This is a genomic window from Mesorhizobium sp. M0306, from assembly GCF_040321655.1.
Taxonomy (GTDB): Bacteria; Pseudomonadota; Alphaproteobacteria; order Rhizobiales; family Rhizobiaceae; genus Mesorhizobium.
Genome location: NZ_JAMYRY010000002.1, coordinates 145,124 through 160,264, shown reverse-complemented (window position 1 = coordinate 160,264; position 15,141 = coordinate 145,124). Strand labels below are relative to the sequence as shown.

General features: G+C 63.8%; 14 protein-coding genes. 5 read left to right on the top strand and 9 right to left on the bottom strand.

Annotation, left to right across the window (positions count from 1 at the left end; translation table 11 throughout):
* Nucleotides 1-101 precede the first annotated feature (101 nt).
* Together NKI95_RS05705 and NKI95_RS05700 are read right to left on the bottom strand one after the other, a co-directional pair.
* On the bottom strand, nt 102-1,226 hold the full coding sequence (locus NKI95_RS05705; RefSeq protein ID WP_352714801.1) for a glycosyltransferase family 4 protein: 1,125 nt from the start codon (nt 1,224-1,226) through the stop codon (nt 102-104).
* Nucleotides 1,227-1,238: 12 nt separating this feature from the next.
* Nucleotides 1,239-1,802, bottom strand: coding sequence for a polysaccharide biosynthesis/export family protein (locus tag NKI95_RS05700; protein ID WP_254817578.1), 564 nt, complete (start codon nt 1,800-1,802; stop codon nt 1,239-1,241).
* 255 nt (nt 1,803-2,057) lie between these two features.
* Between NKI95_RS05700 and NKI95_RS05695 the strand changes: the two genes are divergently transcribed.
* Nucleotides 2,058-4,307, top strand: a complete 2,250-nt coding sequence (locus tag NKI95_RS05695) for a GumC family protein (protein ID WP_352714799.1) — start codon at nt 2,058-2,060, stop codon at nt 4,305-4,307.
* Between the two features lie 21 nt (nt 4,308-4,328).
* On the opposite strand, the gene NKI95_RS05690 is transcribed toward NKI95_RS05695, so the two are convergent.
* Nucleotides 4,329-5,558 (bottom strand): GNAT family N-acetyltransferase, encoded by a 1,230-nt coding sequence (locus NKI95_RS05690; protein WP_352714797.1) that lies wholly within the window; start codon nt 5,556-5,558, stop codon nt 4,329-4,331.
* A gap of 89 nt (nt 5,559-5,647) precedes the next feature.
* Between NKI95_RS05690 and NKI95_RS05685 the strand changes: the two genes are divergently transcribed.
* Complete coding sequence (locus NKI95_RS05685; RefSeq protein ID WP_352714795.1) at nt 5,648-6,706, top strand: polysaccharide deacetylase family protein; 1,059 nt, start codon at nt 5,648-5,650, stop codon at nt 6,704-6,706.
* Here NKI95_RS05685 and NKI95_RS05680 read toward each other — a convergent pair.
* Nucleotides 6,703-6,930, bottom strand: a complete 228-nt coding sequence (locus NKI95_RS05680) for a DUF2842 domain-containing protein (protein ID WP_352715228.1) — start codon at nt 6,928-6,930, stop codon at nt 6,703-6,705. The genes NKI95_RS05685 and NKI95_RS05680 overlap by 4 nt on opposite strands.
* A gap of 151 nt (nt 6,931-7,081) precedes the next feature.
* Between NKI95_RS05680 and NKI95_RS05675 the strand changes: the two genes are divergently transcribed.
* Nucleotides 7,082-8,176, top strand: coding sequence for a COX15/CtaA family protein (locus NKI95_RS05675; RefSeq protein WP_352714793.1), 1,095 nt, complete (start codon nt 7,082-7,084; stop codon nt 8,174-8,176).
* Here NKI95_RS05675 and NKI95_RS05670 read toward each other — a convergent pair.
* Genes NKI95_RS05670 through speB form a run of 3 tightly spaced genes read right to left on the bottom strand, consistent with a single transcriptional unit; the run spans nt 8,166 to nt 10,969 of the window.
* Complete coding sequence (locus NKI95_RS05670; protein ID WP_352714791.1) at nt 8,166-9,005, bottom strand: aminoglycoside phosphotransferase family protein; 840 nt, start codon at nt 9,003-9,005, stop codon at nt 8,166-8,168. The two genes, NKI95_RS05675 and NKI95_RS05670, sit on opposite strands and share 11 nt — an antisense overlap.
* Complete coding sequence (gene argC, locus NKI95_RS05665) at nt 9,006-9,932, bottom strand: N-acetyl-gamma-glutamyl-phosphate reductase (RefSeq protein ID WP_352714789.1); 927 nt, start codon at nt 9,930-9,932, stop codon at nt 9,006-9,008.
* A 29-nt stretch (nt 9,933-9,961) separates the two neighbouring features.
* A complete protein-coding gene (gene speB / locus NKI95_RS05660) occupies nt 9,962-10,969 on the bottom strand; it encodes an agmatinase (protein ID WP_292654214.1) in 1,008 nt (335 codons plus the stop codon).
* A gap of 288 nt (nt 10,970-11,257) precedes the next feature.
* On the opposite strand from speB, the gene NKI95_RS05655 reads away from it, so the two are divergent.
* Nucleotides 11,258-12,316, top strand: coding sequence for a glycerophosphodiester phosphodiesterase family protein (locus NKI95_RS05655; protein ID WP_352714787.1), 1,059 nt, complete (start codon nt 11,258-11,260; stop codon nt 12,314-12,316).
* A 376-nt stretch (nt 12,317-12,692) separates the two neighbouring features.
* Here NKI95_RS05655 and NKI95_RS05650 read toward each other — a convergent pair whose 3' ends face one another.
* Nucleotides 12,693-13,565: an aldo/keto reductase family oxidoreductase gene (locus NKI95_RS05650; protein WP_352714785.1), complete on the bottom strand. Its 873-nt coding sequence runs from the start codon at nt 13,563-13,565 to the stop codon at nt 12,693-12,695.
* 94 nt (nt 13,566-13,659) lie between these two features.
* Between NKI95_RS05650 and NKI95_RS05645 the strand changes: the two genes are divergently transcribed.
* On the top strand, nt 13,660-14,553 hold the full coding sequence (locus NKI95_RS05645; protein WP_352714783.1) for a LysR family transcriptional regulator: 894 nt from the start codon (nt 13,660-13,662) through the stop codon (nt 14,551-14,553).
* Nucleotides 14,554-14,657: 104 nt separating this feature from the next.
* Here the strand turns inward: NKI95_RS05645 and rpsI are convergent, their stop codons facing one another.
* A complete protein-coding gene (gene rpsI, locus NKI95_RS05640) occupies nt 14,658-15,140 on the bottom strand; it encodes a 30S ribosomal protein S9 (protein ID WP_023717316.1) in 483 nt (160 codons plus the stop codon).
* Nucleotide 15,141 lies beyond the last annotated feature (1 nt).

Genomic DNA, 15,141 nt, shown 5'->3' with positions numbered 1-15,141 from the left:
CACGTGAATAGCAAAAGAGAGCTAAGAAACCCTTGAAACAACAGATGGCTTTGGAGACGCTTTCACCAAGGGCGTTTTGCAGCCGAGTGGAACCAGTTGCTCTATTGTTTGAGCGCGGCGAAATAAGCTTTTTCGATTTCAGCGGCCATTACATCGGCGCCGAAGCGTGCCTTGAGGTTGGCGGCGCCGGGCATCAGGCCCTTGTAGGCGTCGAGATCGGCCAGTGCAGTGCTTATCTTGTCGCCAAGTTCGCGTGGGTCGGGCCGGATCAGGGAAGGCGAGCCGGTGTCGAAGATTTCCGGTATGCCCCCGACCGACGTCGCAATGATCGGCTTGCCGGCGGCGAGTGCTTCCAGAACGATGTAGGGCATGGCTTCCGCACGCGAGGGAACGACGACCAGCTTGGCCAGCGCGAAGGCGAGCCGGGCTGGCATCGGCGGCAGGAAACCGACGTCCAGGCCGCTCTGATTCACCTGGGCGCGATAGCGCGGCAGGTCGTCGCCATCGCCGACCATCAGCGCTTTCAATGGGCGGCCGAGCCCCGTTGCGGCTATCCCCAGCGCATCGATGAAGATGTCCGGGCCTTTGAGGTCTCGCATCATGCCGATATAGAGGAGGTCAACCGCATTGTGCTCGGTCCGCACCGGCTCGAACTCGGCGGCGCGCAGGCCGTTGTGGACGAGAGCGTTCGGAATGGGCGGCTCGCCGACCTTCCTGCGATAAGTCCGCCGCTCATAATCGGAAACAAACAACAGGCAATCGGTGAAGCGAGCCATGAAGCGCTCGAGCGCGAAGAACAGCTTCCCCATGGCGGTGGTCTCGTCATAGTGGAGCGAGCCGCCATGCGGCGAATAAAGGCGGGCTACGCGAGACCTGGATACCCGCAACAATGAGCCGAACAGACGGGCATAGGCGCCACCTTTGGCGCCATGCCCGTGCAGCACGTCCGGCCGCAATTCTTTTATGATCCTATAGGTGCGCCGGGCCGAGGCGAGATCGCCCGGCCCGACATGCCGCTGCATCGGCGTGCGGTGAATACCGAGCGCCAGGCTGCCTTTCATCTGTTCGAACAGCCGTTCCTCGAAATCGCCCCCAGTCGTCGAATCGCAGACGATGCCGACGGCATGGCCGGCGGCGACCTGAGCCTCGGTCAGGTCGCGCACGTGCCGGAAGATGCCTCCGACCGGTGAGCGAAAGCAGTGGACGATCCTGAGTGTGTCCGCCACTTGGTCAGCACATCAAAACAGGCGTTCGCGAACGTAGACTGTATCCCCGGGCAACAGCGGGTCGGAGGTCACCACGCGTCCAGTTATCACTTTGCCGTTGATGTCGCGGGTAATGTCGACGCTTTCCTGGTTGGCGCGCGGCGTGAACCCGCCGGCGATTGCGACGGCTTTCTGCACGGTCAGGCCCGGAACGTAGGAATACTGGCCCGCCGCGCCCACTTCACCCATGACGAAGATCGGTCGGTAGCGATCGATTTCGACCGAAACGTCGGGATCCCGCAAATAGCCCTGGCGCAGTTTCTCGGCGATCTCGCCCTCGAGCTGCTGGGCGGTATGGCCGCGCGCCGGCACGTTGCCGACGAGCGGCAGCGAGAGATAGCCGGACTGGTCGACGCTGTAGGTGTTCGTCAATCCTTCCTGCTCGAACACGGTGACGCGGACGCGGTCGCCGGCACCGAGGCGATAGGGCTGGTCGAGCACTTCATGGAATGCGGCCGGCGTCGGCCGGTAGCTGGAGCAGCCCGAAAGCATCGATACGGCAAGCAGCGCGCGGAAAAGGGGAGCAGTGCTTTTCATGAGCGGACACGTACCTTTGAATAGCCGGCGACTCTGCGGCAAACCTTAACGATCGAGCTCGGTTATCATCCTGTTAGGGTTAATGGCCGGTAAAGGCGCACGGCCGATGCGGGGCCGATCGACCAATGCAGATGGTTTTCAGCCTCTTGTTTGCGGCTTGTTAGTAGAGCCTAACAGGTTCTTACCGCGATATTAACGGCTGAGTTACCATAGTTGTTTACGGTGCATGCTGACTCAGTACCGGAGCAGGGATGCATGTCCGTTCAATCCGCGGCCGCAGATGTCGACGTCGATCTCAGGCAGCTTTTCGCCAGCCTGACGCGAAACTGGCTGCGCATCGTTGTCGTCGCGCTGGTGGTAACCGGCCTGGCCTTTGCGCTCGCCTGGCTTGCAACGCCCGAATACAAGGCGGCAGCCAAGCTGGAGATCGGGCCTCGAGAATCGGAGTTCACGCGGCCGGCCGGTACCAACGGCAACGAGCGGTCGATTCCCGACGAAGAGGCTGTGGCCACCGAGGTCCAGATAATTTCGTCCCCCGACATCCTCAAACAGGTGGCGGCGAAGCTCAACCTCGCGAAATTGCCCGAATTCGACGAGGCGCTGAAGATGTCGGCGCTGAGCCGCACCCTTGTCCTCGTTGGCTTGAAAAGCGATCCCTTCGAGATCCCGCTGGAAGAGCGCGTGCTGGACGCAATGCATGAGAAGCTCAACGTCTATGGCGTCGAAAAAACCCGCGCGATAGCAATCGAGTTCTCGTCGGAGGATCCAAAGCTTGCCGCCGCGATCCCGAACGCCATTGCAAACGCCTATATCGCCTCCAAGGGCAATGCCAAGCTCGAATCGAATTCTGCCGCCACCGACTTTCTGGCGCCGGAAATCGCGGATCTGCAGAATCGGGTGAAGGAGGCGGAAGCCAAGGTTGCCGCATTCCGTGCGCAGTCCGATCTTTTGATGGGCAACAACAATTCGGTGCTTGCCACCCAGCAGCTGTCCGAATTGTCGAGCGAACTGTCACGGGTGCGCGCCAACCGCGCTTCGGCGGACGCGACCGCCGACAGCGTGCGCAGGGCGTTGCGTAATGGCGGCTCGCTGGATGCCGTTCCGGAGGTGTTGTCTTCCGAACTGATCCAGCGCCTGCGCGAGCGGCAAGTCGAACTCAAGAACAACATCGCCGACCTTTCCACCACCTTGCTCGACAACCATCCGCGCATCCGCGCGCTGAAGTCGCAGCTCGCCGATCTCGACCGCCAGATCCGCAACGAAGCGGAAAAGATCATGAAGGGTCTGATGGCGCAGGCCGAGACGGCGAAGGCGCGAGAGGCTCAACTCATGGCCGACGTCAACACGCTGAAGGCGGCGTCCGCCCGCGCCGGCGAAGAGCAGGTGGAACTCGATGCGCTGCAGCGTGATGCCGCGACCAAGCGTCAGCAGCTCGATCTCTATTCGTCCAGCTATCTCCAGGCGGCCGCACGCAAGGATCGCAACTACCTGCCTGTCGACGCTCGCGTTTTTTCGGAGGCCCAGGTGCCGACCGAACCCTATTTCCCCAAGATTGGTCCGATTGTCAGTGCGGCCTTTGTCGGCTCGTTGCTCATCATGGCGATCGTCACGCTGCTGCAGGAACTGTTTTCCGGCCGCGCCATGCGTCCGGCCGCCGGTGCCCATTTCGAGCGCATCGAGCAGGTTGCGATGCCGGCTGTCCAGGCCGACCGCGTAATGGCCGAGCCCGGCCCGCCGGTTGCCCGGCCCGAACCGGCAGTCGTCGAGATCGATGAGACCGACGACGACAAGATTATCGAAACCAAAGTGGAGCCGGAACCCGTCGCGGTGGCGGAAGCGGCTGCCGAGAAAATCGAACCGGAGTACTCTGAGATGGCTGCTGGAGACATTGAACCGGCACGTTCTACCCTCGGCGAGGTCGACATCGACAAGGCCGCGGAAAAACTGATCGCCACCGGTGCCGCCCGCGCCATATTCGTGTCGCCAGAAGGCGACGAGGCGACCGCCTCGGCGGTGCTGGTGGCGCGCGCAGTCTCCGACGCCGGGCTACGCGTGCTGCTGCTTGATCTCACCGCTTCGGGTGCCGCCTCGCGGCCGATGCTGGACAGCGGGCTGTTTCCGGGCATCACCGATCTGCTCGCCTCGCAAGCGCAGTTCAGCGATGTGATCCACCCCGATCTCTATTCGGACTGCCACGTTATTCCCGTCGGCACAGCCGATCCGGTCCGCGCCATGCGCGCCGCCGACCGGCTGCCGATCATCATGCAGTCGCTGACCACCGCCTATGATCTGGTCGTGGTCGAATGCGGACCGGCCGACGCGCAAGGCATCAGCCGCCTGGTGGGCGAGGGGACCGAGGTCTTGCTCTCCATGCTGGAGCCGGACGACGAGGTGACGCAGGCCGCGGTCGCGCTCATCGAGAGCGGCTATCCCGACCTGACGCTGGTCACGCCGATCGGTCATGTCGCGCCGGGGCCAATGCCGGGACGGCGCTCGGCCGCCTGAGGCAGTTTTCTCAAATCGAAATCAGCTGTCGTCTTCGCCCGCGGCCGGCACTGTCTGCCCCGCGGCCTTGCGGCGCAGCAGCTTGGTCAGCTTCCAGACTGTCGGCCTGTGCTTGATGAAGGCCTTCGCGCGCGCGCCATGCCTGAGCACAAGCGCCAGCCCCCGACCCTTCAGCGTCAGCGGAACCAGCACCTCGAAATGCTGCGTTTCGAGGTCGCACCACAATCGCTTGTAGGGTTCGTCGCCGACTGAGAAATCATAGATTTCAAAACCCGCCTCGCAGGCTTCCTGGATGTTCTCGAAGAACAGGAAGTCGCCGGGGCTGGTATGTGCGAGGTCATCCTCGGCGATCGCCCCGAATTCGCAGATCAGCCGCTTGCCCGAGCGGCTCGATCCGGTGACTGCACGAAGCTTGCCGGCGACTTCCAGCCCATGCAGCACGAAGGACGGATCTTCCTCTTGGAGCGCGTCGGTAAACAGCGAGCGGAAAAAAGCGCGCACCTCCGCCTCACCGAAAACATTGGCGATGCCCATCTTGCGGAAGCGGAATTCCTTCATCTCGAAAAAGGCGTCGAGCAGCCTGTTCACCTCGTCCGCAGTCTTCGCCTCGATGCGGCGACAGCTGCCGACGGCCTCGAACTTGCGCGCCTGCGAGCGATGCTTCTTGCGCCTGCGCTTGCCACTCACCCGGGTGAGCAGTGCATCAAACCCTCCTGCAAGACCAGCGGCCAGCGACAGATTGGGGCTCGAAAAATGCGGCAAGGCGGAGAGCGGGTTGTGTACGCCGTCGAAATCGGGCAGCAGCCGCTCTAGCGCGACAAGATCGATGTCGCGCCGCGCCTTGGCAATCGCAGCCAGCATAGTACGGATCGCCGCGCTATCGGCACTCGCCAGCCATTGCGGGTCGGCGGCGGCAAAATTGCCGTTGGCATGGCGGCCGCCCATGAAGCGGGCGACGCGGAACGCTCCACTGCGAGTGACCTCCAGCGCCAGCGAGAAAACCGGCCTGTCGTCGGCGCGCAGCGTCGCAACGACAACGTCGGCGCCGGTATGTGCGGCCCAGTTCAGGATCCAGCCTGCGCTCTGCGCCGGGGCAAAAAGCGCCGAACGGCAGAATTCGGCGTACGCCGCCAGCGCCGCACTGTCGGCGACCGAGGTTGACAGACCGGCTTTGCCGGCCGGCAAGGCACACGGCGACGCCTCGCTGCTTGCCAGCCGATTGCCGTCAAATGACGCGGTGGCGTCAACCATACCTCAATCCTTAGGGCGTATTCGTCGCGATTGGGGGTCCGCGCAGGCGCATTCCATGCTTGATGAGCTTAGGCGCAAAAGGTGAATGAATGATCGACGGGGGCGAGGCAATCCGCAAACTGGCGCTCAATCTCGCCCGCTATTCCGGTCTCGCGCCGCTGGCCAAGCCGTTTATCGGCGGCCTCGGCGCCATCCTGATGCTGCATCGGGTCACCGCGACACCGGAAAAGCCGAACGGCGTCAACCGCCACTTGAACATCGCGCCTGGGTTTCTCGACACCGTGATCGCCGACATGAAGGCGAACGGCTACAGTTTCGTCACGCTGGACGAAGCGATCGAGCGCATCGAGGCTGGCGACAAGGACAGCCAGTTCGCGACGATCACCGCCGACGACGCCTATCGAGACAACATGACCGAGGCGCTGCCGGTGCTGGAGAAGCACGGCGCGCCGATCACCATCTACGTCGCGCCGGGACTGATCGACGGCGCTGCCGATTTGTGGTGGGACATGGTCGAGGACATCGTCAATGCGCGCGATCGCCTGACGCTGACGACGCCGGATGGCCCGGTGACGATCGACTGCTCGAGTCCGGGAAAAAAGGTCCAGGCCAATGCGCGCCTGCACGCTCATCTGACGCTGAAGGTGCGCGAGCAGGACCAGCGTGCGGTGTTGCGCGATCTGGCGCGCTCGAACGGCATCGAGTTGGGCGGTCCGCGCCCGAGCACGCTGATGAACTGGGACGAGATCCGCACCATGGCCGAGCACCCGCTGGTGACGATCGGCGCGCATAGCGTCAACCACTGCAATCTGAAGCGGCTTTCCGAGAGCGATGCGCGACATGAGATCGGCGACGTCAAGCGCATATTGCAGGCCAAACTCGGCGAGGAGCCGCGCCATTTCGCCTATCCCTACGGTTATGCCGGCGCCGTCGGCCGTCGCGAAGTGAGCCTTGTCCGCGATGCCGGCTATGCCTCGGCGGTGACGACCCGCCACGGCATACTCCGCGCCGAGCATGCCGGGTTCCTGCATGCCCTGCCGCGCATTTCGGTCAATGGCCGCTATCAGAGCGTCGCCCACATCCGAACAATGTTGTCGGGCGTGACGACGCCGCTGGCCAATGCCGGCAAGACGGTGGTGACGATCTAACTGTTGCCTCGGCTCTTCGGGCGCGGCTCCAGGATCAGCCATTTGATGATGCCCATCGCCGGCAGCACCCACAAAAGCCCGCTGAGCAGGAAGAAGATGAAGTGCGCCAGCGGCCCGGACTGCGCCAGTTGGGCAACCGCCACGATCGATGCGACCAGCGCATAGACGATGACCAGCACTACCAGCAGGAAGCTTCCGATCAGCTTTTTCAGGCGAATGGGCATGGCGCGATCTCGTTGATCGCTATCGCTTAGGCCGAACAGCCGATGCGCGCAACCCGCCAGAAACGGCGCGACGGCGTGCCGCGCCGCCCGGCCTTGCAAGCCGGGTTGCGATGGTTCACCAATCCGCGACCTCAACTGCCGGGACAAACCCATGGCTGCTGCCATATCCGATGCCGCGCCTTTCGCCGCCCGCGATCGCGACCTTCGCAACCGCGCGCTGGTACGCGGTTGGCTCTATGTCGTGCTCCTGGTGCTGTTTGCGTTGGTACTGGTCGGTGGCGCTACAAGGCTCACCAATTCCGGCCTTTCGATCACCGAATGGCAGCCGATGCACGGCGTCATCCCGCCGCTCAATGATGCCGAGTGGCAGGAGGAGTTCCTGCGTTACCAGCAGATCCCGCAATATGCCGAACTCAACAAGGGCATGAGCATCGAGGCGTTCAAATCGATCTTCTGGTGGGAATGGGTGCACCGCGTCCTGGCGCGTAGTGTCGGCGTGGTCTTCGCCCTGCCGTTGCTGTTCTTCTGGGCGACGCGCCGCATCGAGCGCGGCCTCGGCACGAAATTGTCGGGCATCCTCCTGCTCGGTGGGCTGCAGGGCGCGATAGGCTGGTGGATGGTGGCGTCCGGGTTGGTTGACCGGGTTTCGGTCAGCCAATATCGGCTGGCGACGCATCTGACGCTGGCGGCGCTGATCTTCACGGCGACCATGGTGGTCGCGCGTGGGCTGGCGCCGCACTCGGAACCTGCCGCCGGCCGCTCGACGCAACGTGTGGCCGGCTTTCTGGTGCTGCTGGCGCTGGTCCAGATCTATCTCGGCGGGCTGGTCGCAGGGCTCGATGCCGGCTTGAGCTACAACACCTGGCCGCTGATGGACGGCAAGCTGGTCCCCGGCGACCTGCTGCTGCTCGAGCCGGCATGGCGCAATTTCTTCGAAAACCCGAAGACGGTGCAATTCGTCCACCGGGTCGGCGCCTACACGATCTTCGCGGTCGCGCTTTGGCACATGATCGCGACACGCCGGCGCCTGCCGGGCACGACGCATGCCCGGCGCGCGACGCTGCTGTTCCTGATTGTCGTGGTGCAGGCGTCGATCGGCATCGGCACCCTATTGATGCAGGTGCCGCTGCACATGGCCCTGACGCATCAGGCATTCGCGCTGGTTCTGCTGGGCTTCGCCGCCGCGCATTGGCGCGGTACCAAGGGCGCTTACCCGCTGCCCCACGAGATTGCTCTCAGAGGCTGAGCCGCACCCGCCGGATTGCCGCGGCAATCGCCAGCTCGCGGTTTTCGTCGACCGCATTGCGATCTTCATGGTGCCATGCAGCCGACAGGCAGCCATAGGCAATGGCGTGGTCCAGTATGGCGGGCGCCGTCTGGCCGAGCGTTGCGGCAAAGACTTGCGCCATATGGGTGATCCGCCGCGGATCGAGGCAAAGATCGTCTCGGTCGAGTGGGTTGTAGAACATGTTGGCGGCATCGAAGCCCGGGTCGCCGAGAACGCCCTTCGGATCGATCGCCAGCCAGCCACGTGGACCGTGCATGATGTTGTCGTGATGCAGATCGCCATGCAGCGGTCGCGCGTCATGCGGATTGGACAACAGCCGTTCCGCGATTTCGGCAGCTTGGACATACAGGCTCCTTTCGCCGGCGGCACGATCGGCCTTCGCCATTTTGAACAGGCTGGAAAACCGTGTCCGCAGCGGCTGAAGGTCCGGCGGGGCAGGGTGCGTCGAAGGCGAATGCAGCTTGGCCATCACCTCCGCCGCGATGGTGGTGGCGGCATTGTCGTCCTGATCCGCAATGATCTGTGACAGCAAGGTTTCGCCGGCGTATTCGAGCAGCATGCGGTGGCCGTCGCTGCCGAGCAGCCGCACCGCGCCTTCGCCGCGTCGCCAGGCGAGGAAATGCTCGCCACGCAACTCGTCCTCGACATCGTCGAAAGGCTTTAGGTCCTTGACGATTGCCGGTGAGCCGTCCTCGCGAGCAACCTTCCAGATGCGGCTGCTGAACGTTTCGGCGACGGGTTCGGGCGCGCCGACCTTCCAGCGCTTCGGAAATGCCGGCACGTCCATTCAGAGGCCGAGCATCAGATCCATGTTCTGCACGGCGGCACCCGAGGCGCCTTTGCCGAGATTGTCGTAGACGGCAAGCAGCAGCGCCTGCGCCCTGTCGTCATTGGCAAAGACGTAGAGCTTCATCCTGTTGGTGCCGTTGTAGATCTCCGGATCGATGCCAGGCATGCGTTCCTGATGCAGATACGGCGCCACCTCGACCACGCCGCCATCGATGGAAGCGAAATGATCGGCGATCGCCGCGTGAAGCTCGGCGCCGGTCGGCACATGGTCGAGGCCGCCGAGTTGCAGCGGCACCACGGTGATCATGCCTTGCGCGAAATTGCCGACCGCCGGCTGCATGATCGGATCGTGCGAAAGCTTGGCATAGGTCCTGAGCTCAGGCACGTGCTTGTGCTGCAGCGTCAGCCCGTAGGGCAGGAATTCCGGCGCATCCTCGCCCTTGGCGACATAATCCTCGATCATCGGCCGGCCGCCGCCGGAATAGCCGGAAATGCCGTTGACGGTGACCGGAAAATCGGCCGGCAACAGCCCCGCCGCAACCAGCGGCCGCAGCGTCGCGATCGGTCCTTGCGGCCAGCAGCCCGGATTGGCGACGCGCTTCGCCGAAGCGATCTTCCTCGCCTGGTCCTTGTCCATTTCGGCGAAACCATATTCCCAACCTTCGGCAACGCGATGCGCCGTCGAGGCGTCGATCACCTTGGTGGTGTCGTTGGCGATCAACGAAACGCTTTCCTTCGCGGCCGCGTCCGGTAGGCAGAGGATCGCGACATCGGCGGCATTGAGGAACTCGGCGCGCGCTGCCGTTTCCTTGCGGCGCTCGGTCGGGATCGAGATGATTTCCAGGTCGCCGCGCTCGGCAAGCAGCGCCCTGATCTGCAGGCCGGTGGTGCCGTGCTCGCCGTCGATGAAGATTTTCGGTTTCATTGCCTGTCAAAATTCCTGTTGTCTCAAAGCTATATGCCGCTTGCCTGATTCAATCCGGCAACGCTGTGATTGCCCTGGTTCATTTCCTCGAGCCGGGCCTTTCGTTCCGCCAGCAGCCCGAGATAGTGCATGGCCACCATCGAGCCGGCAATTGCCGTTATATCGGCGTGATCATAGGCTGGCGCAACCTCGACGACGTCGGCGCCGACGATATCGACCTGGTTGATCTGGCGCAGCACCGACAGGATCTTTGCCGAAGACGGGCCTCCCGCGACCGGCGTTCCGGTGCCGGGCGCAAAAGCCGGATCCAGGCAATCGATGTCGAAAGTGACATAGGTCTTCTTGCCGCCCGTACGGTCGACGATGGCATAGGCGATGTCGGATGCTCGCATTTCCTCCACTTCATGGCCATACAGGATCTTGATGCCGAACGTGTCGGGCGCATGGGTGCGGATGCCGATCTGGATCGACCGGTCGGGGTCGATGATGCCCTCCTTGACCGCACGGCCGACGAAGGAGCCGTGGTCGATGCGCTTGCCGTCGTCGGGCCAAGTGTCCTGATGTGCGTCGAACTGCACCAGGGCCAGCGGGCCGTGGATGGCGGCATGCGCCTTGAGCAGCGGCCAGGTGACGAAGTGATCGCCGCCGAGTGACAGCAGAAACGCGCCGGATTTCAGGATCTTCGCCGCTTCGCGTTCGATCGTGGCAGGCGTCTTCTGGTGATTGCCGCTGTCGAGCAGGCAGTCGCCATAATCGATCACAGCAAGCTGTTCGAACAGGTCGCGCGAAAACGGATATTGCGGATCGTTGTCGAGGATGGCCGAGGCGCGGCGGATCGCCTGCGGTCCGAAACGGGCGCCCGGCCGATTGGTGACCGCAGCGTCGAAGGGAATGCCCCACACCACCGCATCGGCGTCCTTCACGTCCTTCGAATATTTGCGCCGCATGAACGACAGCGCGCCGGCATAGGTCGGCTCGAACGACGCGCCCGTCCTGGAGCGGGTCGTGAAGGCATGATCGATGGTCCTTGGCGGCATGAAGCGATCTCCTGTGCGTCGACGCGCAACCTTATTGGACATAATTCTCAGAATTGCGACTCCTTCGGAGAACCGAGGCCATTCGAGCCCGGTCACAAATTCTTGCTTGCCAGACGCGCTCCGCATGGCTGGCCAGGAGATTGCCTGGCAAGCAACCGAAAGTAGCCGCCAACGGCTGCTTCGGCCGGCGCTGACCTGGTTTTCCGGCATTTTGCAAGCCGGCTTCGTTCACCTGCCTGTCACGGGCATCGCTTAACCGGGGTGCGATCCCGGTACGGAGCGATTCTCATGCGAACGATTTGGCTGAGCCTTCTGCTTTCCGCGGCGCTGGCGGTCTCCCTTGGCCATGCATCGGCAGGCGAAACGCGCGCCAGGCAGATTCTCGACCGCTTCGAGCACGCCAACCAATGGCGCGATCATGTGATGGTGGCTGCGCACCGTGCCGGTGGCATGCAATCCGGCAAGACGCTCTATCCCGAAAACTCGATCGCCGCCGTCGAGGCGTCGATCGCAATGGGCGCCGAAATCGTCGAGGTCGATATCAGACGCTCGAAGGACGGACAGTTCGTCGTCATGCATGACAGCTGGCTCGACCGCACGACGAATTGCAAGGGTGAGGCGGTCAACCGCACGCTGGCCGAACTCAAGACGTGCCGGTTGGTGATCGAAGGCACCGGCGCCGTTACGGGCGAGACGGTCTCGACGTTGCGCGAGATGTTGATGACGACCAGGGACAGGATCCTCATCAATCTCGACAACAAGCTCGATACCGAAAGCCTCGTCGGCATGGTCGCGGTTGCGCGCGACCTCGGCATGGCCGAACAGGTGATCGTCAAGGAGAACCTGTGGAATGCGGAGCGGATCGCCACGGTCAAGGCTGCCATGGACGCGATCGGCAGCGGCTTCCAGTTCATGCCGATCATCGCCGATGATGCGGTTCGCGACCCCATGTTTGCCGAGAAAGTCAGCCGGGCCTTCCCAGTGCGCGCGGTCGAGATGATCAACTGGCGCGCAGGATCAGAGACGCTGACCGAGACCGGTGGTCCGCTGTTCAGCCCGCACATGCGCGCGCTGGCGGTGAGGGGCGACTGGCACATCTGGGCCGACACCTATGCCATCGTCAACAAGCCAGGTGGCTTCCTCGCCGGCGGCCGCGGCGACGAGCTGGCGGTCGCGGCCAGCCTGCCGCGCGAGACCTACGGCTTTTGGGTCGAGCGCGGCGCCACCATCATCCAGACCGACGAACCGAAGGCCGCGATCGGCTGGCTGGCGGCGAACGGTTTTCGCGTGCCCTATGCCGATGAGAAGCGACCTGCCGAGCCGGCCAACACGGCCAGCATCAACTAGACCGGCGCGACGAGAATTTGCGATCTCCCCCCTTGTGCGGAAGATGCCCGGCAGGCAGAGGGGAGCGCTGTCGCGCCGGCCCCAGGCCGGCAGCGCTAAAACTTTCGAAGGAACCCAGAAACAGAAAACCCGCCACGATGGGCGGGTCGTCGGCGCAATCAGCACCATACCGAGATTAGTAGCATAGCTGCCGGCACAAAGCAAGAACAAAATGTGGCGTGGCGGTAGAAAAATGCGACTGTCCTTCAGCGCCTCGGCTGTCCGCCTGCAAGGTCGCGCGCCTTCGCGCCCTTTCTGTCCAGCCGGCCATCTCCCCGGCACGGGAACCCACTTGGGGAGATTAGCTCGTGACCGCTTTCGGTGATCTACCGCACTCTCAGGCCGCCATCGCCACGCCCTCCAGCGCCTCGAGCGCATCTTCCGGCAGCGCGAGATCGCCCGCGGCGAGGTTCTCCCTGAGATGCGCATCTGAAGACGTGCCGGGGATCAGAAGAATGTTGGGCGCGCGGCGAAGCAGCCAGGCGAGCGCGACCTGCATGGGCGTGGCGCCGAGGCGTGCGGCGACCTTGGACAAGGTCGACGACTGCAGCGGGTTGAAGCCGCCAAGCGGGAAGAACGGCACATAGGCGATGCCGTCGCGGGCCAGGTCGTCGATCAACGCATCGTCGCCCCGATGCGCCAGATTGTACTGGTTCTGCACGCAGACGATCTTGCAAACCCTGCGGCCTTCGGAGATCTGCGCAGCGGTGACGTTGCTCAGCCCGATGTGACGCACGAGGCCCTGTCGCTGAAGCTCGGCGAGTGCCGCAAGCGGCGCCTCGATCGACCCTTCGGAGGGGCCATGCGCGTCGAACATGACCCGAAGGTTGACCACCTCCAGCACGTCGAGCCCGAGATTGCGCAGATTGTCGTGCACCGCCTTGGTCAGCTCTTCGGCCGAGAAGGCCGGCAGCCATGCTCCGTCCCGGCCGCGCCGGGCGCCGATCTTGGTGACGATAACGAGGTCGTCGCGATAGGGTGCGAGCGCTTCGCGGATCAACAAGTTGGTGACGTGCGGGCCATAGAAGTCGCTGGTGTCGATGTGATTGACGCCTTGCGCAACGGCCTCGCGCAGCACGGCCAATGCCGCATCGTGGTCCTTTGGTGGGCCGAAGACGCCGGGCCCTGCGAGCTGCATGGCGCCGTAGCCGAGCCGTCTCACCTTGCGGTCGCCGAGGATGAATGTACCGGACTGGTCGACGCTGGACATGGTCTTTCTCCTTCAGGGATGGTGCACAGATAGACGCTGTCCGATCTCGTGATAATTGGGTACAATTCGCACGGGCTGTGCGGAATGACGAACAATGCAGATTGATCTCGGGGATCTGAACGCCTTCGTGGCCGTAGCGCGCGCCAAAGGTTTTCGGGATGCGGCACGCGCCAGCGGCGGCAGTGCGTCCGGCTTGAGCGAGGCGGTGCGCCGCCTGGAGACGCAGCTCGGTGTCAGGCTGCTCAACCGGACGACCCGCAGCGTCGTCCTGACGGAAGCCGGCGAAGGTCTGCTGGCGCGGCTCGGTCCAGCCTTGACCGAGGTGCAATCAGCGCTGGACGTGGTGAACGGCTTTCGCGACAGGCCGGCCGGCTCGCTGCGCCTCAACGTGCCGGTCAGCGCGGCGCGGCTGGTCCTGCCCAGCATCGTCCCGCGGTTCCTTGCCGCCTATCCCGGCATCCGGCTGGAGGTGGTCGCCGAGGAGAGCTTTGTCGATGTGCTGGCGGCGGGCTGCGACGCCGGCATCCGCTATGACGAGCGGCTGGAGCAGGACATGATCGCCGTGCCGATAGGACCGCGAGTGCAGCGCTTCGCCACCGCCGCCAGCCCTGCCTACCTGGATCGTCACGGCCGCCCGCAGCACCCGCGCGATCTGCTCGGCCACGCCTGCCTGCGCGGCCGCTTCGCCAACCGTGCGATGCCGCCGTGGGAATTCGAGCGCGACGGCGAGGTGGTGCGGGTCGACCCAAGTGGGCCGCTTCTCGTGACACTGGGCGGGGCGACCGACCTCAAGGTCGATGCAGCCATCGCCGGCACAGGCATCGTCAGCCTGTTCGAGGATTGGCTGCGCCCTCACTTCGAGAGCGGGGCGCTCGAACCGGTGCTTGAACCGTGGTGGCAGAGCTTCTCCGGGCCGTTCCTTTATTATCCCGGCCGGCGCCTCGTGCCGGCGCCGCTGCGGGCGTTCATTGACTTCATCAAAGTCTGAAGTCCGCCAGCATGCGTACGAGCCGCGCCCGATGGGTGATGGCTCTGCACGAAAAGAAAGGCCGCCCGGAGGCGGCCTTTTGATAGTGTGTAATTGCGCAGTGCTTAGCGTTTGGAGAACTGGAAGCTCCGGCGGGCCTTCGCCTTGCCGTATTTCTTGCGCTCGACGACGCGGCTGTCGCGGGTCAGGAAGCCACCCTTCTTGAGCACGGCGCGCAGCGCCGGCTCGTAATAGGTCAGCGCCTTGGAGATGCCGTGGCGCACGGCACCGGCCTGACCGGAGAGGCCGCCGCCGATGACGGTGGCAACGATGTCGTACTGGCCGGCGCGGTTGGCGGCGATGATCGGCTGGTTGAGGATCATCTGCAGCACCGGACGCGCGAAATATTCGGCGAACACCTTGTCGTTGACGACGATCTTGCCGGAGCCGGGCTTCACCCAGACACGGGCGATGGCGTTCTTGCGCTTGCCGGTAGCATAGGCGCGGCCCGATTTGTCGAGCTTCTGGACATGGACGGGTGCTGCCGGCTGGGTGTTGGTGTTGCCGGTGGCAGTTCCGAGTTCTGCGAGCGAGGAAAGCTCAGCCATT

Excerpts from the sequence above, each read along its gene's own strand:
- NKI95_RS05690 (WP_352714797.1), bottom strand. The coding sequence starts at position 5,558 with ATGGTTGACGCCACCGCGTCATTTGACGGCAATCGGCTGGCAAGCAGC.
- NKI95_RS05685 (WP_352714795.1), top strand. The coding sequence starts at position 5,648 with ATGATCGACGGGGGCGAGGCAATCCGCAAACTGGCGCTCAATCTCGCC.
- NKI95_RS05695 (WP_352714799.1), top strand. The coding sequence starts at position 2,058 with ATGTCCGTTCAATCCGCGGCCGCAGATGTCGACGTCGATCTCAGGCAG.
- speB (WP_292654214.1), bottom strand. The coding sequence starts at position 10,969 with ATGCCGCCAAGGACCATCGATCATGCCTTCACGACCCGCTCCAGGACG.
- NKI95_RS05645 (WP_352714783.1), top strand. The coding sequence starts at position 13,660 with ATGCAGATTGATCTCGGGGATCTGAACGCCTTCGTGGCCGTAGCGCGC.
- NKI95_RS05675 (WP_352714793.1), top strand. The coding sequence starts at position 7,082 with ATGGCTGCTGCCATATCCGATGCCGCGCCTTTCGCCGCCCGCGATCGC.
- NKI95_RS05700 (WP_254817578.1), bottom strand. The coding sequence starts at position 1,802 with ATGAAAAGCACTGCTCCCCTTTTCCGCGCGCTGCTTGCCGTATCGATG.
- rpsI (WP_023717316.1), bottom strand. The coding sequence starts at position 15,140 with ATGGCTGAGCTTTCCTCGCTCGCAGAACTCGGAACTGCCACCGGCAAC.
- NKI95_RS05680 (WP_352715228.1), bottom strand. The coding sequence starts at position 6,930 with ATGCCCATTCGCCTGAAAAAGCTGATCGGAAGCTTCCTGCTGGTAGTG.
- NKI95_RS05650 (WP_352714785.1), bottom strand. The coding sequence starts at position 13,565 with ATGTCCAGCGTCGACCAGTCCGGTACATTCATCCTCGGCGACCGCAAG.
- NKI95_RS05655 (WP_352714787.1), top strand. The coding sequence starts at position 11,258 with ATGCGAACGATTTGGCTGAGCCTTCTGCTTTCCGCGGCGCTGGCGGTC.
- argC (WP_352714789.1), bottom strand. The coding sequence starts at position 9,932 with ATGAAACCGAAAATCTTCATCGACGGCGAGCACGGCACCACCGGCCTG.
- NKI95_RS05670 (WP_352714791.1), bottom strand. The coding sequence starts at position 9,005 with ATGGACGTGCCGGCATTTCCGAAGCGCTGGAAGGTCGGCGCGCCCGAA.